Source organism: Streptomyces sp. NPDC033180, assembly GCF_055577645.1.
Map to the genome: position 1 here is coordinate 197,346 of NZ_JBVIPU010000005.1, position 26,829 is coordinate 224,174.

The 26,829-nt window shown below is 69.8% G+C and carries 27 protein-coding genes and 2 tRNA genes; 16 read left to right on the top strand and 13 right to left on the bottom strand.

The annotated features are described in order from the left end of the window. The first annotated feature begins 9 nt into the window (after positions 1-9). Both ACZ5WE_RS17405 and ACZ5WE_RS17410 read left to right on the top strand, forming a co-directional pair. A complete protein-coding gene (locus ACZ5WE_RS17405; RefSeq protein WP_399394988.1) occupies positions 10-690 on the top strand; it encodes an AIM24 family protein in 681 nt (226 codons plus the stop codon). A 16-nt stretch (positions 691-706) separates the two neighbouring features. Beyond that, positions 707-1,462 (top strand): AIM24 family protein, encoded by a 756-nt coding sequence (locus ACZ5WE_RS17410; RefSeq protein WP_467688861.1) that lies wholly within the window; start codon positions 707-709, stop codon positions 1,460-1,462. A gap of 109 nt (positions 1,463-1,571) precedes the next feature. Here the strand turns inward: ACZ5WE_RS17410 and ACZ5WE_RS17415 are convergent, their stop codons facing one another. Together ACZ5WE_RS17415 and ACZ5WE_RS17420 are read right to left on the bottom strand one after the other, a co-directional pair. Then, positions 1,572-2,102, bottom strand: a complete 531-nt coding sequence (locus ACZ5WE_RS17415; RefSeq protein ID WP_467688863.1) for an NUDIX hydrolase — start codon at positions 2,100-2,102, stop codon at positions 1,572-1,574. Beyond that, positions 2,099-3,571: a zinc-dependent metalloprotease gene (locus ACZ5WE_RS17420; protein ID WP_467688865.1), complete on the bottom strand. Its 1,473-nt coding sequence runs from the start codon at positions 3,569-3,571 to the stop codon at positions 2,099-2,101. The genes ACZ5WE_RS17415 and ACZ5WE_RS17420 overlap by 4 nt, the downstream gene beginning before the upstream one ends. 191 nt (positions 3,572-3,762) lie before the next feature. Between ACZ5WE_RS17420 and ACZ5WE_RS17425 the strand changes: the two genes are divergently transcribed. The 4 genes from ACZ5WE_RS17425 (at position 3,763) to ACZ5WE_RS17440 (ending at position 6,952) form a co-directional block, all read left to right on the top strand. Next, positions 3,763-4,875, top strand: coding sequence for an NAD-dependent epimerase/dehydratase family protein (locus tag ACZ5WE_RS17425; protein ID WP_160507120.1), 1,113 nt, complete (start codon positions 3,763-3,765; stop codon positions 4,873-4,875). A 110-nt stretch (positions 4,876-4,985) separates the two neighbouring features. After that, a complete protein-coding gene (locus ACZ5WE_RS17430) occupies positions 4,986-5,450 on the top strand; it encodes a molybdenum cofactor biosynthesis protein MoaE (protein ID WP_467688866.1) in 465 nt (154 codons plus the stop codon). A 176-nt stretch (positions 5,451-5,626) separates the two neighbouring features. Then, positions 5,627-5,797 carry a hypothetical protein gene (locus tag ACZ5WE_RS17435; protein ID WP_467688868.1) on the top strand — a complete coding sequence of 57 codons (171 nt, stop codon included), beginning with the start codon at positions 5,627-5,629 and terminating at the stop codon, positions 5,795-5,797. A 66-nt stretch (positions 5,798-5,863) separates the two neighbouring features. Continuing rightward, positions 5,864-6,952, top strand: a complete 1,089-nt coding sequence (locus ACZ5WE_RS17440) for a YlbL family protein (RefSeq protein ID WP_467688870.1) — start codon at positions 5,864-5,866, stop codon at positions 6,950-6,952. 70 nt (positions 6,953-7,022) lie between these two features. Here the strand turns inward: ACZ5WE_RS17440 and ACZ5WE_RS17445 are convergent, their stop codons facing one another. After that, entirely contained in the window at positions 7,023-7,565 is a 543-nt protein-coding gene (locus tag ACZ5WE_RS17445) for a PPA1309 family protein (protein WP_467688872.1), read from the bottom strand. Positions 7,566-7,710: 145 nt separating this feature from the next. Here ACZ5WE_RS17445 and ACZ5WE_RS17450 point away from each other — a divergent pair, with 145 nt between their 5' ends. From ACZ5WE_RS17450 to ACZ5WE_RS17465, 4 genes are all read left to right on the top strand, one after another. Further along, the gene (locus ACZ5WE_RS17450; protein ID WP_467689207.1) at positions 7,711-10,656 is read left to right on the top strand and encodes a UPF0182 family membrane protein; all 2,946 of its coding nucleotides are present in this window, start codon (positions 7,711-7,713) and stop codon (positions 10,654-10,656) included. A gap of 50 nt (positions 10,657-10,706) precedes the next feature. Next, positions 10,707-10,780 (top strand) — tRNA-Met (locus tag ACZ5WE_RS17455). A 220-nt stretch (positions 10,781-11,000) separates the two neighbouring features. Beyond that, positions 11,001-12,797: a sel1 repeat family protein gene (locus ACZ5WE_RS17460; RefSeq protein ID WP_467688874.1), complete on the top strand. Its 1,797-nt coding sequence runs from the start codon at positions 11,001-11,003 to the stop codon at positions 12,795-12,797. A 204-nt stretch (positions 12,798-13,001) separates the two neighbouring features. Further along, positions 13,002-13,075: transfer RNA gene (locus ACZ5WE_RS17465), tRNA-Met, on the top strand. Positions 13,076-13,137: 62 nt separating this feature from the next. On the opposite strand, the gene ACZ5WE_RS17470 is transcribed toward ACZ5WE_RS17465, so the two are convergent. The 4 genes from ACZ5WE_RS17470 to ACZ5WE_RS17485 form a co-directional block, all read right to left on the bottom strand. After that, positions 13,138-14,289, bottom strand: a complete 1,152-nt coding sequence (locus tag ACZ5WE_RS17470) for an ABC transporter substrate-binding protein (RefSeq protein WP_467688876.1) — start codon at positions 14,287-14,289, stop codon at positions 13,138-13,140. A 40-nt stretch (positions 14,290-14,329) separates the two neighbouring features. Next, on the bottom strand, positions 14,330-15,208 hold the full coding sequence (locus ACZ5WE_RS17475; RefSeq protein ID WP_467688877.1) for an ABC transporter permease: 879 nt from the start codon (positions 15,206-15,208) through the stop codon (positions 14,330-14,332). Then, a complete protein-coding gene (locus tag ACZ5WE_RS17480) occupies positions 15,205-15,999 on the bottom strand; it encodes an ABC transporter ATP-binding protein (protein WP_467688878.1) in 795 nt (264 codons plus the stop codon). Before ACZ5WE_RS17480 ends, ACZ5WE_RS17475 begins: the two co-directional genes overlap by 4 nt. 108 nt (positions 16,000-16,107) lie before the next feature. Beyond that, entirely contained in the window at positions 16,108-16,524 is a 417-nt protein-coding gene (locus tag ACZ5WE_RS17485) for a Fur family transcriptional regulator (RefSeq protein WP_453397835.1), read from the bottom strand. Positions 16,525-16,650: 126 nt separating this feature from the next. On the opposite strand from ACZ5WE_RS17485, the gene ACZ5WE_RS17490 reads away from it, so the two are divergent. Continuing rightward, positions 16,651-18,120: a catalase gene (locus tag ACZ5WE_RS17490; RefSeq protein WP_467689209.1), complete on the top strand. Its 1,470-nt coding sequence runs from the start codon at positions 16,651-16,653 to the stop codon at positions 18,118-18,120. 88 nt (positions 18,121-18,208) lie between these two features. On the opposite strand, the gene ACZ5WE_RS17495 is transcribed toward ACZ5WE_RS17490, so the two are convergent. Both ACZ5WE_RS17495 and hisN read right to left on the bottom strand, forming a co-directional pair. Continuing rightward, entirely contained in the window at positions 18,209-18,616 is a 408-nt protein-coding gene (locus tag ACZ5WE_RS17495) for a CBS domain-containing protein (RefSeq protein ID WP_467688879.1), read from the bottom strand. A gap of 169 nt (positions 18,617-18,785) precedes the next feature. Continuing rightward, complete coding sequence (gene hisN, locus ACZ5WE_RS17500) at positions 18,786-19,586, bottom strand: histidinol-phosphatase (RefSeq protein WP_467688880.1); 801 nt, start codon at positions 19,584-19,586, stop codon at positions 18,786-18,788. Positions 19,587-19,748: 162 nt separating this feature from the next. Here hisN and ACZ5WE_RS17505 point away from each other — a divergent pair, with 162 nt between their 5' ends. Further along, positions 19,749-20,354, top strand: coding sequence for a TetR/AcrR family transcriptional regulator (locus tag ACZ5WE_RS17505; RefSeq protein ID WP_467688882.1), 606 nt, complete (start codon positions 19,749-19,751; stop codon positions 20,352-20,354). Positions 20,355-20,388: 34 nt separating this feature from the next. On the opposite strand, the gene ACZ5WE_RS17510 is transcribed toward ACZ5WE_RS17505, so the two are convergent. From ACZ5WE_RS17510 to ACZ5WE_RS17525, 4 genes are all read right to left on the bottom strand, one after another. After that, complete coding sequence (locus ACZ5WE_RS17510) at positions 20,389-20,712, bottom strand: DMT family transporter (RefSeq protein ID WP_367044872.1); 324 nt, start codon at positions 20,710-20,712, stop codon at positions 20,389-20,391. 109 nt (positions 20,713-20,821) lie between these two features. Next, positions 20,822-21,835 carry a ribosome small subunit-dependent GTPase A gene (gene rsgA / locus ACZ5WE_RS17515; protein WP_467688884.1) on the bottom strand — a complete coding sequence of 338 codons (1,014 nt, stop codon included), beginning with the start codon at positions 21,833-21,835 and terminating at the stop codon, positions 20,822-20,824. A 16-nt stretch (positions 21,836-21,851) separates the two neighbouring features. Next, positions 21,852-23,168, bottom strand: coding sequence for a 3-phosphoshikimate 1-carboxyvinyltransferase (aroA, locus tag ACZ5WE_RS17520; protein ID WP_467688886.1), 1,317 nt, complete (start codon positions 23,166-23,168; stop codon positions 21,852-21,854). 41 nt (positions 23,169-23,209) lie between these two features. Then, complete coding sequence (locus tag ACZ5WE_RS17525; protein ID WP_467688888.1) at positions 23,210-23,932, bottom strand: M50 family metallopeptidase; 723 nt, start codon at positions 23,930-23,932, stop codon at positions 23,210-23,212. Positions 23,933-24,049: 117 nt separating this feature from the next. Here ACZ5WE_RS17525 and ACZ5WE_RS17530 point away from each other — a divergent pair, with 117 nt between their 5' ends. The 4 genes from ACZ5WE_RS17530 to rsrA all read left to right on the top strand — a co-directional run bounded on the left by ACZ5WE_RS17530 (position 24,050) and on the right by rsrA (position 26,799). Further along, the gene (locus ACZ5WE_RS17530) at positions 24,050-24,865 is read left to right on the top strand and encodes an SOS response-associated peptidase (RefSeq protein WP_467688890.1); all 816 of its coding nucleotides are present in this window, start codon (positions 24,050-24,052) and stop codon (positions 24,863-24,865) included. A 1-nt stretch (position 24,866) separates the two neighbouring features. After that, the gene (locus tag ACZ5WE_RS17535; protein ID WP_467688891.1) at positions 24,867-25,556 is read left to right on the top strand and encodes an alpha/beta hydrolase family protein; all 690 of its coding nucleotides are present in this window, start codon (positions 24,867-24,869) and stop codon (positions 25,554-25,556) included. 221 nt (positions 25,557-25,777) lie between these two features. After that, positions 25,778-26,458 carry a sigma-70 family RNA polymerase sigma factor gene (locus tag ACZ5WE_RS17540; protein WP_344524992.1) on the top strand — a complete coding sequence of 227 codons (681 nt, stop codon included), beginning with the start codon at positions 25,778-25,780 and terminating at the stop codon, positions 26,456-26,458. Beyond that, positions 26,455-26,799, top strand: a complete 345-nt coding sequence (gene rsrA, locus ACZ5WE_RS17545; RefSeq protein WP_467688894.1) for a mycothiol system anti-sigma-R factor — start codon at positions 26,455-26,457, stop codon at positions 26,797-26,799. The genes ACZ5WE_RS17540 and rsrA overlap by 4 nt, the downstream gene beginning before the upstream one ends. Positions 26,800-26,829: the final 30 nt, after the last annotated feature.

Genomic DNA, 26,829 nt, shown 5'->3' on the forward strand with positions numbered 1-26,829 from the left:
GAGCCCGTCATGAATCAGCAACTCGCGGGCTTCGCCCCCGCGCCCGTCGCCGCCCGTATGGAGAACCACGGCCACCACATGGTCAAGGTGGCGATGCAGACCGGAAACGACCTCCTCGCGCGCGTGGGCTCGATGGTCGCCTACGAAGGGTTCGTGCAGTACGAGCCGAATCCGCCGGCGGTCCGCCAGATCGCCAAGGAGTGGATGACCGGCGAAGGCGCACCTCTGATGAAGTGCTCCGGAGACGGCCTGCTCTATCTCGCCGACTACGGAGCCGACGTCGTCGTCATCAATCTGGCGGGCGACTCGCTCTCGGTGAACGGCACGAACCTGCTGGCCTTCGACGCGAACCTCCAGTGGGGCGTCGAGCGGGTCAAGGGCCTTGCCAAGTTCGCCGGTCAGGGCCTGTGGAACATCAAGATCTCCGGCCAGGGCTGGGTGGCGCTGACCTCCCGCGGCACCCCCATCGTCGTCGACTGCGGGCGCGGCGAGGACGAGACGTACGTCGACCCGGACGCCCTGATCGCCTGGTCCCCGAACCTCAAGGTGAAGGGCAAGCGCAGCTTCAAGGCCGGTTCGCTCATCGGGCGCGGCAGCGGCGAGGCCTACCAGATGGGCTTCTCCGGAGAGGGCATCGTCGTCGTACAGCCCAGCGAGGACAGCACCGACCGTCTCCGAGCCCGGGGCTGAGGGGGAGCAACACACCATGCAGAGCCCACTTTTCGCGCACACCGAGCAGCAGACTCAGGAGCGCTACACCGTCCAGAACCCGCAGCTGCTGCGGGTCGCCCTCGCGGGCCACGACGACATCCTGGCCCGCAAGGGCGCGATGGTCGCCTACCAGGGCCTGGTCGAGTTCGACGCCGAGTACCAGAGCCAGGGCAACCAGCGGGCCCGCGCGCACACCGGCGAGGGCCTCGACCTGATGCGCTGCCACGGCCAGGGCACGGTCTATCTCGCCAATCTCGCCCAGTACATCCACGTAGTGGATGTGGATCAGGACGGTCTGACCGTGGACAGCAGCTATGTCCTCGCGCTCGACTCGTCGCTGACCCACCAGGTCATCGCCGTGGACAGCCAGTACGGGATCTCCGGATCCGGCAAGTACCAGCTCAACATCACGGGCCGCGGCAAGGTCGCTCTGATGACCTCGGGGCTGCCGCTGATGCTGCAGGTCACGCCGGACCAGTACGTGAACGCCGACGCCGACGCGATCGTCGCCTGGTCCAACGGCCTGCGGGTGCAGATGCAGGCCCAGACGCACTCCTCGGGAGTGTGGCGGCGCCGCGGCAACACCGGTGAGGGCTGGGAGCTCAGCTTCATGGGCCAGGGCTACGCCCTCGTCCAGCCGAGCGAGATGCTGCCGCCCCAGAATGCCGTGGTCGGGCAGGGCGCCAGGGCTCAGTACGGCATGGGCCAGCAGGGGGCCCGTGGGCAGAACCAGGGCAACGTCTGGAGCTAGCCCCTGCGCGGGGGCGGGAGCAGTAACAGGAGCGTGGGGAACCGCGGGCCGGCTGTGGCTGGTCGCGCAGTTCCCCGCGCCCCTGTCGGGGCGCCTCTTGAGTGGGTTTCTACAGCCGCGTCCTTGTCGCCTCCACCAAGCGCACCACCGACTTGTCGGCAACCTCCGCCACCTCGTCGTACGCGAACCAGCGCAGGTCCAGTGACTCGTCGCTGATCGCCTCGACGGCGCCCCGCGGGGCCAGCGCCGCGTACTGCACGTCGAGGTGCTGCGTGCAGGGCCCCGGGATCGGGTGGCGGTCCAGCCGGACAGGGCCCCCGGCGAGGAGCGTCAGGCCCGGCACACCCGACTCCTCCGTGGCCTCGCGCAGCGCCGCCGCCGCCAGGGTCGGGTCACCCGGCTCGCAGTGCCCGCCCATCTGCAGCCACATCCGCAGCTTCTTGTGCAGGGTCAGCAGCACGCGCCCGCGCTCCGGGTCGATCACCAGGGCGCTGGCCGTCACATGGCCGTCCGTGCACGCCTTCCACATGCCGTCCCCGGGGTGGGCGGCGAGATGGTCCAGGTAGTACTGGCGCAGGTCTTCCTGGTCCTCGACCTCGTACCCCTTCAGGACGAGGACCGTGTCGTCGTACAGGCTCACTTGTCGCTGTCGCCCTTGTCCTCGCCCTTGGTGTCGCCGTCGTCCTCGGTGGTGTCCTTCTTGAGGTCCGGCTTGGCGGAGCCGCCCGCCGCCTCGCCGAGCATCTTGTCCAGCTCGGAGAAGTCCACCGGCTCGTGGTGCACGAAGCCGTCCGGGTCGTCCAGGTCCGAGGCCGTCGGCAGCATGTCCGGGTGGGCCCACAGGCCGTCGCGTCCGTCCACGCCGCGCGCGTCCGTGAGCGAGGCCCACAGGCGCGAGGCGTCCCGCAGCCGGCGCGGACGCAGCTCCAGGCCGATGAGCGTGGCGAAGGTCTGCTCGGCGGGACCGCCCGACGCGCGGCGGCGGCGCAGCGTCTCGCGCAGCGCGTCGGCGGACGACAGGCGGGGCTTGGCCGCCGTGTGCACGACCGCGTCGACCCAGCCCTCGACGAGCGCGAGAGCCGTCTCCAGACGGGCCAGGGCGGCCTTCTGGGCGGGAGTGTCCTCCGGCTGGAACATGCCCTGCTGGAGTGCTTCCTGAAGCTGCTCGGGGTTCTGCGGGTCGAGCTGGCCGACCACGTCCTCCAGCTTGGCGGTGTCGACCTTGATGCCGCGGGCGTACCCCTCGACCGCGCCGAACAGATGCGAGCGCAGCCACGGCACGTGGGCGAAAAGCCGCTGGTGGGCGGCCTCGCGCAGCGCCAGGTAGAGCCTGACCTCCTCCTGGGGAACGCCCAGGTCCTTGCCGAAGGCCGCGACGTTCACCGGGAGCAGGGCGGCCTTGCCGGCCGGGCCGAGCGGCAGGCCGATGTCGGTGGAGCCGACGACCTCGCCCGCGAGCACGCCCACGGCCTGGCCGATCTGCTGGCCGAACATGGCGCCGCCCATGGAGCGCATCATCCCGATCAGCGGGCCCGCCATGGCCTGCATCTCCTCGGGGAGCACGTCACCCATGGCGAGGCCGACGCGCTCGGCGACGGGGTCGACCAGCTCCTTCCACACCGGAAGGGTCGCCTCGACCCACTCGGCGCGGCTCCAGGCCACGGCCACACCGGAGCCGGACGGCAGCGACGTCGCGTCGTCGAGCCACAGGTCGGCGAGGCGGATGGCCTCCTCGACCGCGCCGCGCTCGGTGGGCCCGACGCTGGCGTCCTTGGTGCCGTCGGGCGTCCCCTGGGAGACGGTCTGACGGGCGATGTCCTTGGCCATGTCCCAGTTCACCGGGCCGCCCTCGTACGAGAGCATCTGGCCGAGCTGCTGGAACGCGGCGCCCAGGTCGTTCGGGTTCATCGAACCGAACATCGCGGCGAACGGATTGTCGCCGCCAGGGCCGCCCGCGCCGGGCAGGCCGCCGAAGCCGAATGGGTTCCCAGGGCCACCTGCACCCTGTCCCCCGCTCTGTCCCTGTCCGGGGGATTCCTTCTTCTTGCCCTCGTCGCCGTTCTCCGGCTCCTCCGGCGGAAGGCCGAATCCGAATGGGGTGTCACTCACGGGATTCCTCGGCTCGTCAGGCCGCCGGTACTGTTCCGGCGGCGGCTGCCTTACAACACCACCCAGCGTAGACACCGTGACGGGATCGGGCCTCAGTGCTTCGCCGACTCATGGCCTGCGGCAGGATGGATGCCACCTGGTACGTACGCGTCATTCGCGTATCTACTGAAGACAACCGCTGGAGACGCCTGGTGAGTTCCCCAGATCCACAGGTTCGCGCAGCGCGAAACCTTTCCACCCCGGCCCCCGTCCGAGGGCCCGTGGTCGCCGTCACCGGCGCCGCCTCCGGCGTGGGCGCCCTGCTGACCGAGCGCCTGGCCGCGTCCGAGGAGATCAAGCAGGTCGTTGCCATCGACGAGCGGCGGGGCGAGTGCGCCCAGGCCCAGTGGCACATCCTGGACGTCAGGGACCCGGCCATCGCCGAGAAGCTGCGGGGCGCGGACGTCGTGGTCCACCTCGCGCTCGATCTCGACCTGGAGACCGACGCGGCGGCCCGTACGGCATACAACGTGCGCGGCACGCAGACCGTGCTGACGGCCGCTGCCGCGGCCGGCGTCCACCGCGTCGTGCTCTGCACGTCGGCGATGGTCTACGGAGCGCTGTCCGACAACGAACTGCCCCTCTCCGAAGACGCCGAACTGCGCGCCACCGCGGAGGCGACCGGCGTCGGCGACCTCCTGGAGGTCGAGCGCCTCGCCCGGCGTGCTCCCCGGGCCCACCCCGGCCTGAACGTCACCGTGGTGCGGCCCGCGATCCTGGTGGGCGGCACGGACACCGCCCTCACCCGGTACTTCGAGTCGCCTCGGCTGCTCGTGGTGGCGGGCTCGCGCCCCGCCTGGCAGTTCTGCCACGTCGAGGACCTGTGCAGCGCCCTGGAGTACGCGGTCCTGGAGAAGGTCGACGGGGAGCTCGCCGTCGGCTGCGACGGGTGGCTCGAGCAGGAGGAGGTCGAGGAGCTCAGCGAGATCCGGCGCATGGAGCTGCCCTCCACGGTGGCCCTGGGCGCGGCCGCGCGGCTGCACCGGATCGGTCTCACGCCGTCGCCGGCCGGTGACCTCGCGTACACGATGTACCCGTGGGTGGTCAGTGTCAGCAGGCTGCACGACGCGGGCTGGCGGCCGCAGTGGACCAACGAGGAGGTCCTCGCGGAGCTGCTCGAGGAGGTCGCGGGGCGCCGGACCGTGGCGGGACGCAGGCTCGGCCGCAAGGACGCGACGGCCGCGGGGGCCGCCGGTGCGACGGTCGCGCTGCTGGGTGCGGCAGCGGTGGTGCGGCGTGCCCGGAAGGCACGGCGCCGGATCTGAGACCCGCCGCGTGCCCGACCGCGGGCTGTAGAGAGCTCCAAGACGGCACGCGCGCGTGCCGGGCGAAAGCGCTATTCCGTGATGTCCGTGCCGTGCGGCACCATGGCCGCATGGCACGCACCACGAACGACCACCCCGGCGAGCAGGCCGCACAGGACCCCATCCGGCTCCTTGCGATCCGTGACGCACCGCTCTCCCTGGACGAGGTCTTTCGGGCCGTCGGCGACGACGCCGCGGGCGGCACGGCGCTCTTCGTGGGGACCGTGCGCAATCACGACGGTGGTGCGGACGTCGACGAGCTCGGCTATTCGACCCACCCGACGGCCGAGGCCGAGATGCGCCGGGTGGCCGAGAAGGTCGTCGGCGAGTACCCCGTGCGCGCCCTGGCCGCCGTCCACCGCGTCGGTGACCTGGCGGTGGGAGACCTCGCGGTCGTCGTGGCCGTCTCCTGCCCGCACCGCTCAGAGGCCTTCGCCGCCTGCCGCAAGCTGATCGACGACCTCAAGCACGAAGTGCCGATCTGGAAGCACCAACGGTTCTCCGATGGCCAGGAGGAGTGGGTCGGCGCCTGTTGACCTCATGGAGCGGAGGAGCGTGCACGGGACTGCCCGCATCCTCCCGCCGCCATCCGGCCAGTTGGCCCCAAGGCGCTCCGGTTGCGTAACCCGACCCCTGGCGTGAGCGTTGACGCAGCGGATGGTTAATCTGCTGATCAGTCAGTTGCGGTCGCTCAAGGGGTCGGGAGGTCGACATGGCATCACTTGCCTGGTTGCTGATTCCGTTTGCGGCAGCTGTCGGTGCGGGGCTGTGGGCCGCCCTGGCGGCGCGCAACCGCAGGTCCGGCAAGACCGGGGACCACACCGAGCTGAACGGCTACGCGGCCTTCCGCGAGGCGATGGAGAAGTCCCACTCCGGATCGTGAGGCCCCGGCCCCCGTACGGACCGGCCCCAGCGGTGCACTGACAGGCAGGTCCCGTACTGTCGTTCCATGCCACGCCGCACCGCGACGATGCTCGCCTCCACCCTGATGCTGATCGCGCTGCTCTGCGCCGGAGTGCTCATCAAAGTGCCGTACTCGGAGATGTCCCCGGGCCCCACGGTGAACACCCTCGGCGACCACGGCGGCGAGCCGGTGCTGCAGATCTCCGGCCACAAGACGTATCCGACGACCGGTCACCTCAACATGACGACGGTCCGGGTCACGAGCGCCGACTACAACATGAACATCGCGGAGGCCGTGTACGGCTGGCTGGCCCACGACAACATCGTGGTGCCGCACGACACCCTCTACCCGGACGGCAAGACCGAGCAGCAGTCGACCCAGGAGAACGCCGAGGAGTTCAGCCAGTCCCAGGAGAGCGCCAAGGTCGCGGCGCTCAGGGAGCTGGAGATGCCGGTGAAGTCCCAGGTCGTCGTCTCCACCGTCTTCAAGGACAGCCCCGCCGAGGGCAAGCTTCACGCGGGTGACGTCATCAGGAAGGTCGACGGCACGCCCGTGAAGGAGATGACGGACGTCGCCGAGCTGGTCACCAAGCACAAGCCGGGCCAGGACGTCGTCTTCAGTGTCGTCCCCGTCAAGGAGGCGGCCGCCGCCGAGAAGGCGGGCAAGGAGGCGACCCGGACGGACGACATCAAGATCACCACGGAGAAGGCGAAGGACGGCCGCGCGATCGTCGGCATCCAGGCGGGCACCGACCACACGTTCCCGTTCACGATCGACATCAAGCTCGCGGACGTCGGCGGCCCCAGCGCCGGACTGATGTTCGCGCTCGGCATCGTCGACAAGCTGACCCCGAACGACCTCACCGGCGGCAATTTCGTGGCGGGCACCGGCACGATCGAGGCCAACGGCAAGGTCGGCCCGATCGGCGGCATCGGCATGAAGACGGTCGGCGCGCGCGCCAAGGGCGCCAAGTACTTCCTGACGCCGAAGGACAACTGCGCCACGGCGGCCAAGGACGTCCCGGACGGCCTCACCCTGGTCAAGGTGGACACCCTGGACGACGCGGTCGACGCCCTCGACGACATCCGCAAGGGCGACACCTCGGACCTGCCGCAGTGCACGGTGAAGAAGTAGCGGCACAGAGCACCGAGACAGAAGTACGCGGGTGAGGGCGGCCCCACCCGCGTACGAGAACAGTGTGGTGTCAGTCGGCGAACGTGGCCGCCAGCGCGTCCGCGAGCCCCGGAACCAGGGCGGACCCCGTGAGGACCTCGGTGGGCGAGTCCTTCTCGCGCAGCCGCAGGGCCGATTCGCGCGCACCGTCACGCAGCACCGCGACCGTCATGCGGACCTCCTGGCGGTCCGGGTGCTCGGCCACCCACTTCGCGAGCTGAGCCTCGCTGAGCCCCTCGGGGACGGACGTCTCGGCCGAAGGCGGGAGCATCAGGCGCTCCACCGTGAGGGCGCAGCCCACCACGGCGTCCGGCCAGGCGATGGTGCCGAGGAACTCGTCCAGCGGCTTGCCCTCCGGGATCTCCTCCTGCTCGATGGGGGTGAGGCCGGTTTCCTCGGGGGAGTTGTCGAGGCCGAGCTGGTTGGCGAGGCCGGGTTCCTGGGAGCGCAGTCGCGCCGTGTCGACGAGCGCGAAGAGGCGTGCGGGCCGGTCCCAGCCGAGGCCGGACGCGTACTCGTCGATCTCGAGTACGGCTCGGGTGAGGGGGCTCGCTGCCATGGGAGTGTTGGACATGGTCACAATCCTGCCTCGTTAGTCCCGAGAAACGGGAACCGAGTAAAGCGTAGGTAAGTTGCATAGGTGTGGGTCCACGATCACAGGGCCCTGACGGATCAACAGAATCAACATCGACTTCGAGGTGCGCACCTTGGCTTTCCAGATGCCGGACCGCGGCGGAGGCCCGACGGGGCCACGGATCAGAGTGGGCCGACCGTCCCGTCGCGTCCGGACCCTGCTCATGACACTGGGCATCCTGGCTGTTCTCGCCATGGTGTTCGTCATGTTCGCGGGGTTCTGGACGGACTGGCTCTGGTACCGCTCGGTCAACTACTCGTCGGTCTTCACGACGACCCTGTGGACCAAGATCGGCCTGTTCTTCGTCTTCGGCCTCCTGATGGCGGCCGCGGTCGGACTGAACATCTGGCTGGCGCACCGGCTGCGCCCGCCGCTGAGTGCCATGTCGATGGAGCAGCAGAGCCTCGACCGGTACCGCATGAGCATCGCGCCGTACAAGAAGTGGCTGCTGCTCGGCATCGCCACGCTCGTCGGCCTGATCGCCGGCGCGTCGGCAGCGGGCCAGTGGCGCACATGGCTGCTGTGGGTGAACGGCGTCTCCTTCGGTCAGAAGGACCCGCAGTTCCACCTGGACGTGTCGTTCTTCGCGTTCGACCTGCCCTGGTACCGCTTCCTGCTCGGCTTCGGCTTCGCGGCCACGGTGCTCTCCCTGATCGCCGCCGCCCTGACGCACTACCTGTACGGCGGGCTGCGGATCACCAGCCCCGGCGCGCGCGCCACGGCCGCGTCCACAGGGCACCTGTCGGTGCTGCTCGGCGTCTTCGTGACGCTCAAGGCGGTGGCGTACTGGCTCGACCGGTACGGCCTCGCGGTGAAGGCCAGCGACTTCAAGGCGACGGGCAACTGGACGGGCCTTCGCTACGTGGACGCGAACGCGTACCTGCCGGCGAAGACCATCCTGTTCTGCATCGCCGTCATCTGCGCGCTGCTCTTCTTCGGGACGCTGTGGCGGCGCACCTGGCAGCTGCCGGTCATCGGCTTCGGCCTGATGGTCCTCTCCGCCATCCTCATCGGCGGTCTGTACCCGGCCATCGTGCAGAAGTTCCAGGTCCAGCCGAACGAGCAGGCCAAGGAAGCGCCGTACATCGAGAAGAACATCAAGGCGACGCGCGACGCGTACGGCATCAGCGGTGTGAAGCCCGAGGACTACAAGGGCGCCGGCAAGGCCGACGAGGACCCCAAGAAGAAGCGCGACGACGCGGACTCGGCAGCCAACTACCGGCTGAACGACCCGAACATCGTCTCGCCGACGTTCCAGCAGCTGGAGCAGGAGCGCGAGTACTACCGCTTCCCCAAGACCCTGGACGTGGACCGCTACAACGGCCAGGACACCATCGTCGGTCTGCGTGAGCTGAGCCTCGACAAGCTCGAGAAGCGCAACTGGATCAACGACCACTTCGCCTACACCCACGGCTATGGCATGGTCACGGCCAAGGGCACGGAGACGAAGAAGGGCTCCAAGGGCGCCCCGGACTTCACGAACTACGGTCTGCCGACCAACGGCAACCTCGGCGAGTACGAGCAGCGGATCTACTACGGCGAGAAGACCACGCAGTACTCGATCGTGGGCGGGCCCCAGAAGGAGCTCGACTACGAAGAGGACGGCGGCGGCCAGAAGACCTACAGCTACAAGGGCGACAGCGGGGTCAACCTCTCCAACCCGATCAACCGCGCCGCGTACGCCGTGTCCTTCGGCGAACCGCAGATGCTGTACTCGGGCGCGATCGGCGAGGGCTCGCGGATCCTCTACAACCGCACCCCCAAGGAGCGCGTCGAGTCGGTGGCTCCCTGGCTGACCATCGACGGCGACAGCTATCCGACGGTGGTCAACGGCAGGATCCAGTGGGTCGTCGACGCCTACACGACCAGCAACGGCTATCCGTACGCCTCGCGGACCACGCTCGGCGACACGACGGCCGACTCGCTGTCCGAGTCCGACGACCAGCGCGCGGTGGTGGCCCAGCAGAACCAGGTCAACTACATCCGCAACTCGGTGAAGGCGACCGTCGACGCGTACACCGGAGAGGTCAAGCTCTACACCTGGGACGACAAGGACCCGGTCCTCAAGACCTGGAAGAAGGCGTTCCCGAACACCGTCAAGGACAAGGGGGAGATCCCCAAGGCCCTGATGGACCACCTGCGCTACCCGCAGGACATGTTCAAGGTGCAGCGCGAGCTCCTGACGCTCTACCACGTCACGGACCCCGGCCAGTTCTACAACGCGAGTGACGCCTGGCAGGTGCCGAACGACCCGACGAAGAAGGACAACAGCGCGGTCCCGCCGTACTACCTGTCCATGAAGACGCCGGGCCAGACGCAGCAGCAGTTCGCCCTGACGACGACGTTCACCCCCAGCGGGCGCCCCAATCTGCGCGCCTTCATGACGGTCGACGCCGACGCCAGAAGCAAGGACTTCGGCAAGATGAAACTGCTGAGAGTCACGGGCGACGTGGACGGCCCGGAACAGGTCCAGAACAAGCTGAACTCGATGACCGAGGTCGGTAACTTCGTCCGGGACATGAAGGGCGCCGATTCCGACGTCCTCTACGGAAACCTGCTGACCGTGCCACTGGACGACGGGTTCCTCTACGTCGAGCCCGTGTATGTCCAGGGACGTAAATCGGCGTATCCGCTCCTGAAGAAGGTCGCGGTGTCCTACGGCACGGAGACCGCGTTCGCGGACTCCCTGAGCGACGGCCTCAACCAGGTCTTCGGCGCCGAAGGGACCACGAAGCCACCGGCCGACGAGGGCGACACGGATGAGCCGACCGAGCCGCCCAAGTCGAACGACCCGACGGTGCAGGCCGCCCTCGACGACGCCCAGACGGCGTTCGAGGACGGGCAGACGGCCCTGAAGGACGGCGACTGGAAGGCCTACGGCGAAGCGCAGGAGAAGCTCGAGGACGCCCTGCAGCGAGCCGAGGACGCCCAGGCCGCGGCGGACAAGAAGGGCGACAAGAACGGCGACGCGAACGCCGACAAGAACGGCGACGCGAACGCCGACAAGAACGGCGACAAGAAGGGCGGCTGACCTGCTGCGAAACACCCCCTCCGCGCCGTGGTACGGTTGCAACACAACGGCGCGGGGTGGAGCAGCTCGGTAGCTCGCTGGGCTCATAACCCAGAGGTCGCAGGTTCAAATCCTGTCCCCGCTACTAGAAGACGAAGGCCCGGATCCTTATCGGATCCGGGCCTTCGTCGTGTGTGCCCAGGGTTCGTGGCGGCGTGCGCTGGTCTGTGCGAACCGTGCTCCGCCCGGGGGGAGTTGGGAAAACTGTGTTTCACTTATCTCTCTGTGGGCATGTCGACAAAACGCTGAAGTGACCTCGCTGGAGGCGGTATACCCGGTGTACCCAGGGTGCAGGTGGTGCGACGATGGACGTTATGGGGGACAAGGCAACTCTGTTGGATACAGGGCGGTTTGTGCAGGCGGCCGACCGGGAGGATCCCGGGACGGCCGCCGAGGAGTTGCGCCATCGGCTGGCCGCCGAGGCCGGAGATGTCGACGCGATGAGCGTCCTCGGAAGCCTGCTGCTGCGCCGCGGTGATCTCGACGGGGCTGAATCCCTGCTGCGCGCCGCGACCGCCGAGGGCGACCGTGCCGCCGCCAACAACCTCGGAGTCCTCCTCCACCAGCGCGGATACGCCGACGAGGCGGCCGGCTGGTGGCGGGTCGCCGCCGTGGCCGGTTCCGCCGCGGCCGCGCACGCGCTCGGGCGCCACCACCGCGAGCGCGGCGACGAGCCCGCCGCGGAGTACTGGCTGCGGCAGTCCGCCGAACAGGGCCACGCCCTGGGCGCGTACGCCCTCGCCGATCTCCTCGAGCACCGCGGTGACGTCGGCGCCGAGCGCTGGATGCGGGCGTCGGCCGAGCGCGGTCACCGCGAGGCCGCGTACCGGATCGCCCGCGCCCTCGACCGGCGTGCCACCGCCGAGCGCCCCGACGACACAGGCGTGGGTCCCGCTGCCGCCGAGGCCGAGCAGTGGTACCGCCAGGCCGCCGCGCGCGGTCACCGACGTGCCGCGCTGCACCTCGGCGCGATCCTTGAGCAGCGTGGCGAGCTGAAGGAGGCCGGGCGCTGGTACCTGAACTCCGCCAAGGACGGGGAGGCGCGCGCCGCCTGCGCCCTCGGCTTCCTGCTGCGTGACGCGGGCGACGAGGAGAGCGCCGCCGTCTGGTGGCTGAAAGCCGCCCAGGACGGCGACGGGAACGCCGCGAACGCCCTGGGCGCGCTGCACGCCGAGCGGGGCGAGACCCAGACCGCCGAGCGGTGGTACAGGGCGGCCATGGACGCGGGCGACGTGAACGGCGCGTACAACCTCGGTCTGCTCTGCGCCGAGCAGGGGCGGACCGTGCAGGCCGACCAGTGGTACAGGCGTGCCGCGTACGCCGGTCACCGCGAGGCGGCCAATGCTCTTGCCGTGCTGCTGCTCCAGGGCGGCGACGCGGCGGGCGCCGAGCCGTGGTTCTCCAAGGCCGCCGAGTCGGGCAGCGTGGACGCGGCCTTCAACCTCGGGATTCTGTACGCGTCCCGTGACGACGAGGGCTCCGCCCTGCCCTGGTACGAGCGTGCGGCGGCCGCCGGGCACACCGAGGCCGCGCTCCAGGTCGGCACCGCGCGGCTGCGGGAGGGCGACGAGCAGGACGCCGAGCGGCATCTGCGGTGCGCGGCGGGCGGGGGCAGCGCGGAGGCGGCGTACCGTCTCGGCACCGTGCTCGACGCGCGGCGGTCCGCCGCGGGCCCGCCCGCCCTCGGGGAGCCCGCGGCCGAGAAGACCGAGTGCGAGGAGTGGTACGAGCGGGCGGCGCAGCAGGGCCACCGGCGTGCGCAGGTCCGGGTCGGGATGCTGGCCGCGGGGCGCGGGGATGTCGTCGAGGCGGCGCGGTGGTACCGCCTCGCGGCGGACGCGGGCAGCCGGAACGGCGCGTTCAACCTGGGGCTGCTGCTTGCCCGCGAGGGCAGTGAGCCGGAGGCGGCACTGTGGTGGACGCGGGCCGCTGACGCGGGGCACGGGCGTGCGGCTTTGCGGCTCGCGCTGCTTTACGCCCGGCGCGGGCAGCTGGTTGAGGGGCAGCGGTGGGCTGCCCGTGCGGTGGAGCTGGGGCCCGCTGAAGTTTCCGAGCGGGCGGCTCGGTTGCGCGAGGCCTTGCAGCAGGAGCTGACTGCTTAGCCCACCGCCCTGCCTTGGCTCGCTCTGTCGCGTGTGCCTTGCGTCTGCGCCTGCGCCTGTTCTGACTTCCTGCTGTCGGGCGGGTGCGGGCCGTCTGTGGGCTGCGCCCACCCGTTCCGCCCTTGCGGAACGCCTGCCCGCAGCGGGGCACCGGTACGGATTTGCGCTGGTCGTCGACGTTGACGTACGGTTACAACACAACGGCGCGGGGTGGAGCAGCTCGGTAGCTCGCTGGGCTCATAACCCAGAGGTCGCAGGTTCAAATCCTGTCCCCGCTACTAAAGGCCAAGGGCCGGAAAGCTTTTCGAAGCTTTCCGGCCCTTGGTGCGTAACGGGGCCGCTACCGCTTGTGGCCCACTGCCTCCTCGTACAGCCTGCGGTCCACCGCCTTCTCCTCCGGGACCTTGCCGCCATCGGCGACGCCCGCGGCCTCGTACGCCGCCTGGAGCCGGTCCGTCGTGCCGGCCCTGATCTCCCAGTCCATGCGCAGGGACGGAGTCGACCGCAGGACCGCCTCGTCGGTCTTGAGGAGCTTCGCGAGATCGGCCACGAAGGCCTTGTCCGCCTTGTAGTCCCCGGCGAAGTACGTGTTCACGGTCCTGATGTACGCGCGCAGCAGCGCGACGCCCGCGTCCGGGTCCTCGGTCAGGAGGTTGGGGCCGAACAGGAGGCCGCCGAGCGGTTCGCCCCTGGGCTGGCCGCCGAGGAAGGCGTACTGCTTGTCGCCGTCGACTTTGCGCCAGACCGGGTCGAGGAGCCAGGCGGAGTCGGTGCCGCCGTTCTGGAGTGCCGTCAGGACGTCGGCCGAACCCAGCTGCTGGAACTGGATCTTGTCGAGGCCGCCGCCGTGCTTCTTCAGGGCCTTGCCCATGGGGTACGAGATGACCGAGCCCTTGCCGATCATGGTGCCGAGCTTGCGGCCCGCCATCGGGACGCGGTCCGCGCTCTCGCCCTTCTTCAGCTTCACCCACAGGCCGCTCTTGGACTTCGGGTCGGGGGAGAAGTTCCCGGCGGCCCACTTGATCGTGAAGCCGCTGGTGATGCCGTTCATGACGGCGGCCTCGGGGGCGGCCCACTGGGCGTCGATGTCTCCCTTGGCGAGGAGTGGCAGGGCGTCGGGGGTCGGGAGCACCTTGAGGTGGACGTCCAGGCCCTCTTTCTTGAACTCGCCCTTCTGCACGGCCATTTGGAGGGGCGCGACGTACTCGGCGCTGAGTGTGCCGGTCGCGATGGTGAGGCTGCGCTCCTTGGGCAGTGGGCGCGGCGTCGGGGTGCCCTTGGCGCAGCGGGCGGGCGCGCGGTCCTTGGCGAGGTCGGAGGGGTCTGTCCAGCTGCCCTTGCCGCAGCCGGGGACGGCCTCGACGGTGCGGGGCTTCGCGGGTGCCGCCGAGTCCGGGGCGTCGTCCTCTTTCGCGCACCCCGCGGAGGCGAGCAGCGCGCCGGCCATGAGGACAGCCAGGGTGGAGAACCGGGTGCGGATGCGGGTGTGCATGGAGCCTCCGTACGCGTACGAATGGTTCATGACCGGTGGTTCATGACTGGCTTCTGCCGCGGTCGCGCGGGGCCCACGGAGTGAGCAACCGCCCTGCGATCCGCACCAGTTCGGAGAAGACGACGCCGAGCACGGCGACGCAGACGATGCCGACGAACATCACGTCGTTCTGGAAAAGCGCCCGGGAGTCGAAGATCAGGTGGCCGAGGCCGTTCGACGCCGCGATCTGCTCCGACGCCACGATCACCAGGACCGCGACGCCCGCCGCGATCCGCGCGCCCACGAGCACGGCGGGCAGCGACGCGGGCAGCAGGACATGGCGGAACATCTGCCACGGCGACGCCCCGAAGACCTGGCCCGCGTCGCGGTGGCCGGAGGGCACGGCGAGCACCGCCGCCATCGTCGAGATCCAGACGAAGAAGAAGACGGTGGCCGCCACGAGCGCGATCTGCGGGCCCTCGCCGAGGCCGAACATGTTCAGGAAGACGGGCAGCAGGGCCAGCTTCGGTACGACGTACAACGCGTCCAGGAGCGGTTCGAGCGCCGCGCGTACGAGGGAGAGCGAGCCCATGAGGAGGCCGAGGGCGTAGCCGGTGACCGTGCCGATCGCGTAGCCGGCGAGGACGCGCTTGAGCGTGGCCCAGACGTCGGGCCACAGGTCGCCGTCCGCCGCGCGCTCCCAGCCGTCCTCGAGGATGGTCTGGGGAGCGGGGTAGACGCGGTCGTCGATCCAGGCCTGGGTGGCGGCCAGTTGCCACAGGAGGATGAGGGCGAGGGGGACGGCGACGGCGAGGCTGATCTCCAGGGTGCGGCGCCTGCGGTGGGTCCGGGCGGGGTGCAGCTCCTGGGGGCCGGGCTTGCGGACGAGCACGCCGTCCTGGGGTTCTTCGGGCGCTTTGGGTGAGGTGGTCGTCGTCATGCCACGGCCGCCTCGTCCCGTGAGTTCTCGCGGACCACCTCGCCACGCAGCAGGTCCCACAACTCGCCCTTGAGGGCGTTGAATTCGGAGGTCGCGCGTACGTCTCCGGTGCGGGGCCTCGGGAACGGCGGGCGGTGTTCGGCGATGACGCGGCCCGGTCGGGCGGACATGACGAGGACGCGGTCGCCGAGGACGATCGCCTCTTCGAGGCTGTGGGTGATGAAGAGGGTGGTGGTGCGGGTCGTCTGGGTGAGGTCGAGGAGTTCGTCCTGGAGGATCGTGCGGAGCTGGGCGTCCAGGGCCGCGAACGGCTCGTCCATCAGGAGGATCTCGGGCTCCACGGCCAGGGCGCGGGCGATGGCCACGCGTTGGCGCATGCCGCCGGAGAGGGTGGCGGGGTAGGCGTCGGCGAAGTCGGCGAGGCCGAGGCGGGTCAGCCAGTCCGTAGCGCGGGCATTTGCTTCTTTTCGCGGTACGCGCTGGATGTCCAGGCCGAAGCGGACGTTGGCCTGGACGGTCTTCCAGTCGTAGATGCCGTAGTCCTGGAAGATCATCGCGGCGGGTCGCTGCGCGGCCGTGCGGATGGTCAGCTCGCCCCTGCTGGGCCGCAGGAGGCCTGCGGCTATGCGGAGCAGGGTTGATTTACCGCAGCCGGAGGGGCCGACGATGCAGGTGAACTCGCCGGGGGCGATGGTGAGGTCCAGCGGGCCCAGGGCTTCTACCGCCCTGGAGCCTCGGCCGAACGTTCTTGATACTGCGTGGGCTTCTAGTTTGGGGTGCGGATCTCCCACGGGATCTCCTTGCGGAGGGCAGGCGGATGCTGGGCGCCGCCGACCATATGACGCACCGTCAGATTCCGGAAGAGGGTGTGCCGTGGCTGAGATTCACTGCTGTCGGTCCTACGCCCCCGCGCAGTTCGGGCACGTGCCCCGGTAGGTGACGTCCGCGCCCTCGATCGTGAAGCCGAAGCGTTCGGAGTCGGGGAGGCTGCTCAGGGGGTTGCCCGTGGGGTGGACGTCGCGGATCGTGCCGCACTTCGCGCACACCAGGTGCTGGTGGGGGCGGTGGGCGTTCGGGTCGTACCGCTTGGCCCTGCGGTCCGTCGAGACCTCGAGGACCTCGCCGATGGTCACCAGCTCGCCCAGGGTGTTGTAGACGGTCGCCCGGGAGATCTCGGGCAGCTTGTCCACGGCGCGGGCGTGCACCTCGTCCGCGGTCAGATGTACGTGGTCCCCGTCGAGGACCTCGGCCACGACGCGCCGCTGCGCGGTCATGCGCCAGCCGCGTCCGCGCAGTCGTTCCAACAGGTCGCTCATGAGAACCAGCCTAGCAGGCGAAGCGCCTAAGTCCCGACCATGTGTGAAATTGGATGTTCACTTGACTTAGACAAAGTCCATCGTAGGATCGGGTTCAGCGAAACCCAAGGACAGGACTTGCAGGAAATGACGCAGGAGGCGCACGTGACGCAGGGACCGCTCACCACGGAGGCCGGCGCACCGGTCGCCGACAATCAGAACAGCGAGACCGCTGGTGTCGGCGGTCCGGTTCTCGTCCAGGACCAGGCGCTGCTCGAGAAGCTCGCGCACTTCAACCGCGAGCGCATCCCGGAGCGCATCGTCCACGCGCGCGGCGCCGGTGCCTACGGCACCTTCACGCTGACCCGCGACGTCTCGCAGTGGACGCGTGCGAAGTTCCTCTCCGAGGTCGGCAAGCAGACGGAGACCTTCCTCCGGTTCTCCACCGTCGCCGGCAACCTCGGCTCCGCCGATGCCGTGCGCGACCCCCGTGGCTTCGCGCTGAAGTTCTACACGGAGGAGGGGAACTACGACCTCGTCGGGAACAACACCCCCGTCTTCTTCATCAAGGACGCCATCAAGTTCCCCGACTTCATCCACACGCAGAAGCGCGACCCGTACACGGGCTCGCAGGAGGCCGACAACGTGTGGGACTTCTGGGGCCTCAGCCCCGAGTCGACCCACCAGGTCACCTGGCTCTTCGGTGACCGCGGCATCCCGGCGACGCTGCGCCACATGAACGGGTACGGCTCGCACACGTACCAGTGGAACAACGAGGCGGGCGAGGTCTTCTGGGTCAAGTACCACTTCAAGACCGACCAGGGGATCAAGAACCTCACCACCGACGAGGCGAACCAGATGTCCGGCATGGACCCGGACTCCCACCAGCGCGACCTGCGCGAGGCCATCGAGCGCGGCGAGTTCCCGTCCTGGACCGTGCAGGTGCAGATCATGCCGGCGGCCGAAGCGGCGACGTACCGCTTCAACCCGTTCGACCTCACCAAGGTGTGGCCGCACGAGGACTACCCGCCGATCGAGATCGGCAAGCTGGAGCTCAACCGCAACCCGGAGAACATCTTCGCCGAGGTCGAGCAGAGCATCTTCTCGCCCGCGCACTTCGTTCCCGGCATCGGTCCGTCCCCGGACAAGATGCTCCAGGGCCGCCTCTTCGCGTACGGCGACGCCCACCGCTACCGCGTCGGCATCAACGCCGACCACCTGCCGGTGAACCGCCCGCACGCCACCGAGGCGCGCACCAACTCGCGTGACGGCGCGCTGTACGACGGCCGCCACAAGGGCACGAAGAACTACGAGCCGAACTCCTTCGGCGGCCCGTTCCAGACGGACCGGCCCCTGTGGGTGTCCACCCCCGTCACGGGTGGCACGGGCAACCACGAGGCGCCCTCGCACGCCGAGGACAACGACTTCGTGCAGGCGGGCAACCTCTACCGCAAGATGTCCGAGGACGAGAAGGCACGTCTGATCGAGAACCTCGCGGGCAACATCGCGGGTGTCTCGCGCGACGACATCGCTGAGCGCGCGATCAACAACTTCCGTCAGGCGGACGGCGACTTCGGCAAGCGTCTCGAGGCCGCGGTCCAGGCCCTGCGCGGCTGAGACCGTCTGTCGTAGCTCGTCTGGGGAGAAAAGGCGGGCCGGATCCTCTCGGGGGTCCGGCCCGCCTTTCCGCGTTCTGGGGGAGTGCTCAGACGGTGAGCGTGGGCGCTTTCGCCTGACGCCTGCTCGGGGCCCAGCAGCGGATGATGTCGCGGACCGAGACGATGCCGGACGGTTCGTTGCCGTCCATCACGATCAGGTGCCGGAAGCCGCCGTGCGACATGGCGTCGGCCGCCTCCTCCAGGGTCCAGGACGGGGTGGCGAAGACGACATCGGTCGTGGTGTGGGTGCCGGCGGTCTCGGTGTCGGGGTTCTGGCCGAGCCCCAGCGAGATGAGGACGTCGCGCTCGGTCAGGATTCCCAGGCCGGAGTTGTCGGAGTCGAGGACGACGGCCGCGCCGACGCGGCGCGTCGACATCAGGCGGGCCGCCTGGCGCAGTGTGTGGGCGGGACCGATGGTGAGGACCACCGTGCTCATGGCGTCGCGGACGAGCATGGGCTTGAGCCACCTCCTGAGTGGACCGCAAGAGAAGCGATTCACAAGTTCACAAGTGGGGGGACTCTCAGAGTCGCAGCCCTGCGCGTCGTCAACAAGGGGGCGCGTGCTGCCGGTTCAGGGCGTGCGCACCAAGGGCGCGCGCCTCCGCCGCGAGGGACGCGAGTCCTCAGTAGCGCTGGTTGAGGTAGCCGAGCAGCTCGTCGTGGAGCAGGCCGTTCGACGCAGCGGCGTTGCCGCTGTGCGGGCCCGGAGCGCCGTCGAGGCCGGTGAAGGTGCCGCCCGCCTCGGTCACGATGATCGCGGTCGCCGCCATGTCCCAGAGCGAGAGCTCGGGCTCCGCGCAGATGTCGATCGAGCCCTCGGCGACCATCATGTACGGCCAGAAGTCGCCGTACCCACGGGTGCGCCAGACCGCGCGCGTGAGGTCCATGAACCCGTCGAGGCGGCCCTGCTCCTCCCAGCCCGAGAGCGAGGAGTAAGCGAAGGAGGCGTCCTGGAGCCGCGAGACCTTCGAGGCGTGGAGCCGGGTCGCGGAGGTCAGGCTGCGCCCGGTGTAGGCGCCGGCGCCCTTCGCCGCCCACCAGCGCCGGCCGAGCGCGGGCGCCGACACGACACCCACCACCGGCTGGAAGCCGCCCTCGCCCGCCTCCATGAGGGAGATCAGCGTGGCCCAGACCGGCACCCCGCGTACGTAGTTCTTGGTGCCGTCGATCGGGTCGATCACCCAGCGGCGAGGGCCCGTGCCCTCGACTCCGAACTCCTCGCCGAGGATCGCGTCGCGCGGCCGGCCCCGCTTCAGGTTCGAGCGGATCAGCTCCTCGGCCGTTTTGTCCGCCTCGCTCACCGGCGTCATGTCCGGCTTGGTCTCGACCTTGAGGTCGAGAGCCTTGAACCGGTCCATCGTCGCGGCGTCGGCGGCGTCCGCGAGGACATGGGCAAGACGCAGATCATCGTGGTAGTCGGGCATGAGTGAACAGTATCGATCTCGTTGTGCCTGAGCCACAGCGCCGTATGTCCGGGCCATTCCGGGACATGACGCATACCGTGCCAGGTCGCGCCGGGGCTATTGACACCGCTCCCGAGCACGTCAACTCTGGCCGCAGAGCCGCTTCGGCCCCGGGAGGCGACGATGCCTGCGGCACGGGAATCCTTACTGGACGCGGCCAAAGCGGCGCTCGCCCGCCGACCGTGGCCAGGCGTTCGCATGGTCGATGTCGCGGCCACCGCCGGGGTGTCCCGGCAGACCCTCTACAACGAGTTCGGCAGCAAGGACGGCCTCGCCCGCGCCCTGCTCCGGCGCGAGACCGACGTGTATCTGCACGGCGTGGAGCGCGCGTTGGCCGTGGCGGGCGTCCCGGTGGACCGGCTCGCGGCCGTGGGCGCCTGGACGATCGCCGCCGCCCGTGGGAGCGAACTCACGCGGGCCATACTCACCGGCTGCTGGAGCGAACGCCTGCCCGCGCCGAGCAGGCCCGGGGTCTCCGCCTCACCCGTACCGGCACAGCGGCGTGCGGACGCGGGCGTACCCTCGCCCGCCGAACTGCTCGCCCTCGTCCGGGACAAGGCGGTGAACGCGCTGGACGGCAGGGCGCGGCCGAAGGACACGGAAGAGCTGGCCATGGCCTGCGAGAGCGCCGTGCGGATGGCGTTGTCGTACGTCGTCGCGCCCTCACCGACAGGTGAGGATCCCGTGGAACTGGTGCGCGGGGTCCTCGGGCACTGGACCGGCGCCTGAGGTCTGCGAACCGGCGCCTGAGGCCCGAGATCAGTCAGTGGGCGGAGCCGGAGAGCTGGAGGCCGATGACACCGGCGACCACCAGCGAGATGGAGACGATCTTGAGCGTGGAGACCACGTCACCGAGGAAGATCATTCCGTAGATCGCGGTGCCCGCGGCACCGATGCCCGTCCAGACCGCGTACGCGGGACCCACGTCGAGTTTCCGCAGCGCGAGGGTGAGCAGACCGAAGCTGCCCAGGGCGAAGGCCGCGAAGGTGATCGTCGGCCAGAGCCGGGTGAAGCCGTGCGAGAGCTTGAGGCAGACCGCGAATCCGGTCTCCAGGAACCCCGCGACGATGACCAGCAGCCACGCCATGTATCTGCCTCCCGCAACCGAACGTTCGGTGACCGCTTCGCCTGGCTTGGTTCAGGCCTGGTGCGATTATGCCCTTGCCGCTGTGCCTCGGGCGCAAACAACGGCGAGGTCAGTCGTCCTCGCGTCGCTCGCGGGTCGAGAGGAGCCTGCGCAGTGAGTACAGACGCGCCGGATCCGCGTGCCCCTCCTCCACCCACGCGTCGAGGGCGCAGTCCGGCTCGTCGTGGCCGCACGCGCGCGGACAGCCCTCCGTCCCCGGCACCAGATCGGGGAACGCGAGGATGACGCGGGACGGGTCGACGTGGTGCAGGCCGAAGGACCGCACGCCGGGCGTGTCGACCACCCACCCGCCGGACGAGCCCGCCAGCGGCAGCGCGAGCGCCGACACGGTGGTGTGCCTGCCGCGGCCCGTGACGGCGTTGACGTGCCCGGTGCTGCGTCTGCGCTCCTCGGGGACCAGGGCGTTCACCAGCGTCGTCTTGCCCACACCGGAGTGGCCGACGAACGCGGTGACCTTCCCGTCGAGGACTTCGCGCACCCGGGCGAGCTCCGCGCCGTCGGTGAACTCCTCGCGGCTGGTGACGACATAGGGCATGTCGAGCGTGGAGTACGTCTCCAGGATCTTGTCGGCGGACGCCAGGTCGGACTTGGTCAGGACGAGGAGCGGCGTGAGACCGCCGTCGTACGCCGCCACGATGCAGCGGTCGATCAGGCGTGTGCGCGGCTCCGGATCGGCGAGGGCGGTGACGATGGCGAGCTGGTCGGCGTTGGCGACGACCACCCGCTCGTACGGGTCGTCGTCATCGGCCGTGCGCCGCAGGACCGACGTGCGCGGCGAGATGCGCACGATGCGGGCCAGGGTGTCCTTCTTGCCGGAGAGATCACCGACGAGCGAGACGTGGTCGCCCACCACGGCGGCCTTGCGCCCCAGTTCGCGGGCCTTCATGGCCAGTACGATCCGGTCGTCGACCAGGACGGTGAGGCGGCCCCGGTCGACGGTGAGGACCATGCCGTCGGAAGCGTCCTCGTGCTTGGGCCTGATGTGCGTGCGCGGGCGGTTGCCCTTGCGGTTGGGGCGGACGCGGATGTCGTCCTCGTCGGGGTTCTTTCCGTAGCGGCGCATGTCCTGGATCCGCCCGTCAGTTCCCGAGCATTCCGGTCCAGAGTTCGGGGAAGTCGGGCAGCGTCTTCGCCGTCGTCGCCACGTTCTCGATCTGTACGCCCTCCACCGCCAGGCCGATGATCGCGCCCGCGGTGGCCATGCGGTGGTCGTCGTAGGTGTGGAAGATCCCGCCGTGCAGACGGCGCGGACGGATGTGCAGGCCGTCGGCGGTCTCGGTGACGTCGCCGCCGAGTTCGTTGATCTCCTTGGTGAGGGCCGCCAGGCGGTCCGTCTCGTGCAGCCGCAGGTGGGCGACGCCGCGCAGGGTCGAGGGGGAGTCGGCGAGGGCCGCGACGGCCGCGATGCCGGGGGTCAGCTCGCCGACCTCGCTCAGGTCCACGTCGATGCCGTGGATCGAGCCGGAGCCGGTGAACACGAGCCCCCGCTCGGTCAGTTCGCAGGAACCGCCCATCTCGGTGAAGATCTCCCGAAGCTTGTCGCCGGGCTGCGTGGTGTGCGCGGGCCAGTCCGGGATGGTCACGCGGCCACCGGTGACCAGGGCCGCGGCCAGGAACGGCTGGGCGTTCGAGAGGTCCGGCTCGACGGTCAGATCGCGGCCGAGCAGGGCGCCGGGGGTGACCCGCCACACGTTCGGCTCGCCGCCCGACTCCGGGGTGTCCACCTGGGCGCCGACCGCGCGGAGCATGTCGACGGTCATCCGGATGTGCGGCATGGAGGGCAGAGCGGAGCCGGTGTGACGGACCTCCACACCCTGGTTGAAGCGCGGGCCCGAGAGCAGCAGGGCGCTCACGAACTGGGAGGACGAGGAGGCGTCGATCTCGACCGGGCCGCCGTCCAGGGCGCCGCCGCCGTGCACGGTCAGCGGCAGCGCACCGCGGCTGTCGTCGTCGATGCGGGCACCGAGCGCGCGCAGGGCGTCGATCACGCCGTTCAGCGGCCGCTCGTACGAACGGGGGTCGCCGTCGAAGCGGATCGGGCCGTCGGCGAGGGCGGCGACCGGGGGCAGGAAGCGCATGACCGTGCCCGCGTTGCCGACATCGACCGTGGCGGGGCCGTGCAGGCCGGAGGGGATGATCCGCCAGGCCTCACCGGAGCCGTCCGGGCCCACGCCTTCCTCGATGCCGACGCCGAGCGCGCGCAGGGCGCCCGCCATCAGGAGGGTGTCGCGCGAGCGCAGCGGCCGGCGCAGCCAGCCGGGCTCGGCGGCGAGGGCGGCGAGGACGAGGCCGCGGTTGGTGACCGATTTGGACCCGGGCACATGGACCGTCGCGGCGACGGCTCCGCTCGCGTGCGGGGCTGGCCAGAGGGTGCTGTGCGCTGGGTTTGCGGTCATGCCCCCACTTTAGTGGCAGAGAGGTGAGGGGTCGTGGCTGCTCAGAGGCCGAGCAGCCAGCGCCCGCCGCCTATCAGCGAGCACAGCGAGACGGCGTGGAAGAGGAAGAGCCACATCCCCGCGGGGACGTGCGTGAGCCGCGACAGCTGGTCCGCGTCCGAGTCGCCCGCGCCGCCGCGCCTGCGCTTGGACTGCAGCTCGAACGCGGGACGTACGCCTCCCAGGAGCAGGAACCACACCACGGCGTACGCGAAGGCCGCCTGCACCTGCGAGCTGGTCAGCCAGGAGACGAGCAGGAAGGTGCCGCCGGTGACGATCACGGTGAGGGCGCCGTACGCGTTGCGGATCATGACGAGCATCACGATGAGCAGCGCCGTCGCGATCCACAGGAACGCGGTGATGTGGTCGGCGGCGAGGAGCGCGGCGCCCGCCAGGCCGAGCAGGGGCGGCGCGGTGTAGCCCGAGGCGGCGGTCAGGATCATGCCGAGGCCGGTGGGCTTGCCGCGGGAGACGGTCAGGCCGCTGGTGTCGGAGTGCAGCCGGATGCCGTCGAGGCGGCGCCCGGTCAGGAGGGCGACCAGGCCGTGGCCGCCCTCGTGCGCGATGGTGATGGCGTTGCGGGCGACCCGCCAGACGCCGTGCGGCAGGACGACGGCGAGGGCGACGAGGCCGGTGATGATCACCAGCCATTCGTCGGGCGCCGCCTGCGTCCCGAAGACCCGGTCCCAGAGGTCGGTCAGGCTGGCGTTCGCGGTTATTTCCATTGCTGGTGCCATTGTCGGGACCGGCTCCTCTGGTCGGATCTAAAAGGGGTCGGCGCGTTAGCGCTGTCGTTGAGGGGCGGTGGTCGGGCGACGGGTGGGCCTGGCAGTCTGGCACGTATGTGCGGACGGTATGCATCGAGTCGTAGGCCCGAGGATCTCGCAGGAATCTTTGAGATCGAGAAGTGGGAGCCGGAGGAGGCCCTCGACCCCGATTTCAACGTGGCCCCCACCAAGGAGGTCTACGCGGTCCTCGACCGTCCGGTGAAAGACGCTGAGGACCCCCGCCCGGTTCGCCAGCTGCGCACACTGAAGTGGGGACTCGTCCCGTCCTGGTCGAAGACACCCGAGGGCGGCGCCCGGATGATCAACGCCCGCGCGGAGACGGTGCACGAGAAGCCCTCCTACCGCCGGGCCTTCGCCTCCCGCCGCTGCGTCATCCCCGCCGACGGCTACTACGAGTGGGTCACCGGCTCCGGCGAGCGCGATCTTGAGGTCGAGGGCAAGAAGAAGCGCCCCCGCAAGCAGCCGTACTTCGTGACGCCCGCCGACGGCTCGGTCTTCGCGATGGCGGGGCTCTATGAGTTCTGGCGCGACAAGACGCTCCCCGACGAGCACCCCCTCGCCTGGTGGGTGACGTGCACGGTGATCACCACGGAGGCGGAGACCTCCCCCCTGGCGGTCGCGCCGGGGGAAGGCCCCCGCTCGCTGGCCGACATCCACCCGCGGATGCCCCTGATGCTGACGCCGGACCGCTGGGACGCCTGGCTCGACCCCTCGCGCACGGACGTCGAGGACCTGCGGCCGCTCCTGGAGCCGCCGCCGCACGGCCTGATGCGGGCCTTCCCGGTGTCGACGGCGGTCAGCAACGTGCGCAACAACGGCCCGGAGCTGCTCAAGGAGCTGGAGGGGCCCGAAGAAGGCACACTCTTCTGATGTGACCAAGAGCGATCCCAAGAGCGATCCCAAGAGCGATCCCAAGAGCGATCCCAAGAGCGAGATCGTCGAGACCGACGCCGGTGACGCGCGCGTCACCTGGCATCCCGCGCCGAAGAGCAGGGCCCGCCACATCCTGGCCCTCAGCCACGGCGCCGGCGGCGGCATCGAGGCCCGCGACCTGCGGGCCATCGCCGCCGCCCTGCCCGCGCACGGCGTCACCGTCGCCCTCGTGGAGCAGCCGTGGCGCGTCGCGGGCAAGAAGCTGGCGCCCGCGCCGAAGACCCTGGACGTGGGGTGGCGAGGCCTGTGGCCCGCGCTCGCGCAGCCGGGCCTGCCGGTGATCGCGGGCGGACGCAGCGCCGGGGCGCGGGTGGCGTGCCGTACGGCCACCGAGCTGGGCGCCGCCGCCGTCCTCGCCCTCAGCTTCCCGCTGCACCCGCCGGGCAAGCCGGAGAAGTCGCGCGCGGAGGAACTCCTCGGCGCCGGGGTGCCGACCCTCGTCGTGCAGGGTGGCAACGATCCCTTCGGGAAGCCCGCGGAGTTCCCCGAAGGGACGTACGAGATCGTCGAGATCCCCTACGGCGATCACGGCTTCGCGATCCCCAAGCGCGCCGACATCACCGAGACCGAGGCCATGACGATCGTCACGGATGGCGTCATCCGGTGGACGGGAATGTTGGGTGCGTGACCTCTGTTGTGCCGAACAGAAGCCAAACGCTGTTGGTACGAGAGGAAGTCCGCCGCATGGGTTCGACCATCTGCCCGGCCCGCTCCAGCGCCCCTGACCTGGAATGGACGGTGCTGAGCGCGCCCAAGACCGCTCCTATTCGAGCGGCGGCGGGACCGGATCGTCGTCTATCCTCCGATTCGAGTGGGGCTGCTTTCGGTCTCACCACGTCTTTGGAGGAGGTGGGTCCGGTCACTGGGACCGACGCAGGGGCCGAGAACGGCCAGGCGGAGCGACCCGACGGAGGCGCCGAGACGCCGGCGGAGCGCACGGCCCGCTTCGAGCGGGACGCCCTGGGCTTCCTCGACCAGATGTACTCGGCGGCGCTGCGCATGACGCGCAACCCGGCGGACGCGGAGGACCTGGTGCAGGAGACCTACGCCAAGGCGTACGCGTCGTTCCACCAGTTCCGTGAGGGCACCAACCTCAAGGCGTGGCTGTACCGCATCCTCACCAACACGTTCATCAACTCGTACCGCAAGAAGCAGCGCGAGCCCCAGCGCAGCGCCGCCGAGGAGATCGAGGACTGGCAGCTCGCGCGTGCCGAGTCGCACATGTCCACCGGTCTGCGCTCGGCCGAGTCGCAGGCGCTCGATCACCTGCCCGACTCGGACGTGAAGTCCGCACTGCAGGCGATCCCCGAGGAATTCCGCATCGCCGTCTATCTGGCCGACGTAGAGGGCTTTGCGTACAAGGAGATCGCGGACATTATGGGGACACCTATCGGTACGGTGATGTCCCGGTTGCACCGCGGTCGTCGCCAACTGCGCGGCATGCTCGAGGACTACGCCCGCGACCGCGGCCTCGTCCCCGCCGGCGCCGCCTCAGAGTCGTCGAACGAAGCGAAAGGCTCAGGCTCATGAGCTGCGGAGAGCCGCACGAGACGGATTGCAGTGAAGTCCTGGACCATCTCTACGAGTTCCTGGACCACGAGATGCCGGACAGCGACTGCACCAAGTTCGAGACGCACTTCGAGGAGTGCTCTCCGTGCCTGGAGAAGTACGGCCTCGAGCAGGCGGTCAAGAAGCTGGTGAAGCGCTGCTGCGGCCAGGACGACGTGCCCGTCGACCTGCGCGCCAAGGTCATGGGGCGTATCGACCTGATCCGCTCGGGCGAGGCCGTGCCCGACCACGACGTGACGGTGGAGACGACGGCCGCCGATGCCAATGTGTCCGCCAAGAGCCTGCGGGCCAAGGAAGCCTGAGCTTCCGGTAGTTGAGTGTGAGCAGGTCGT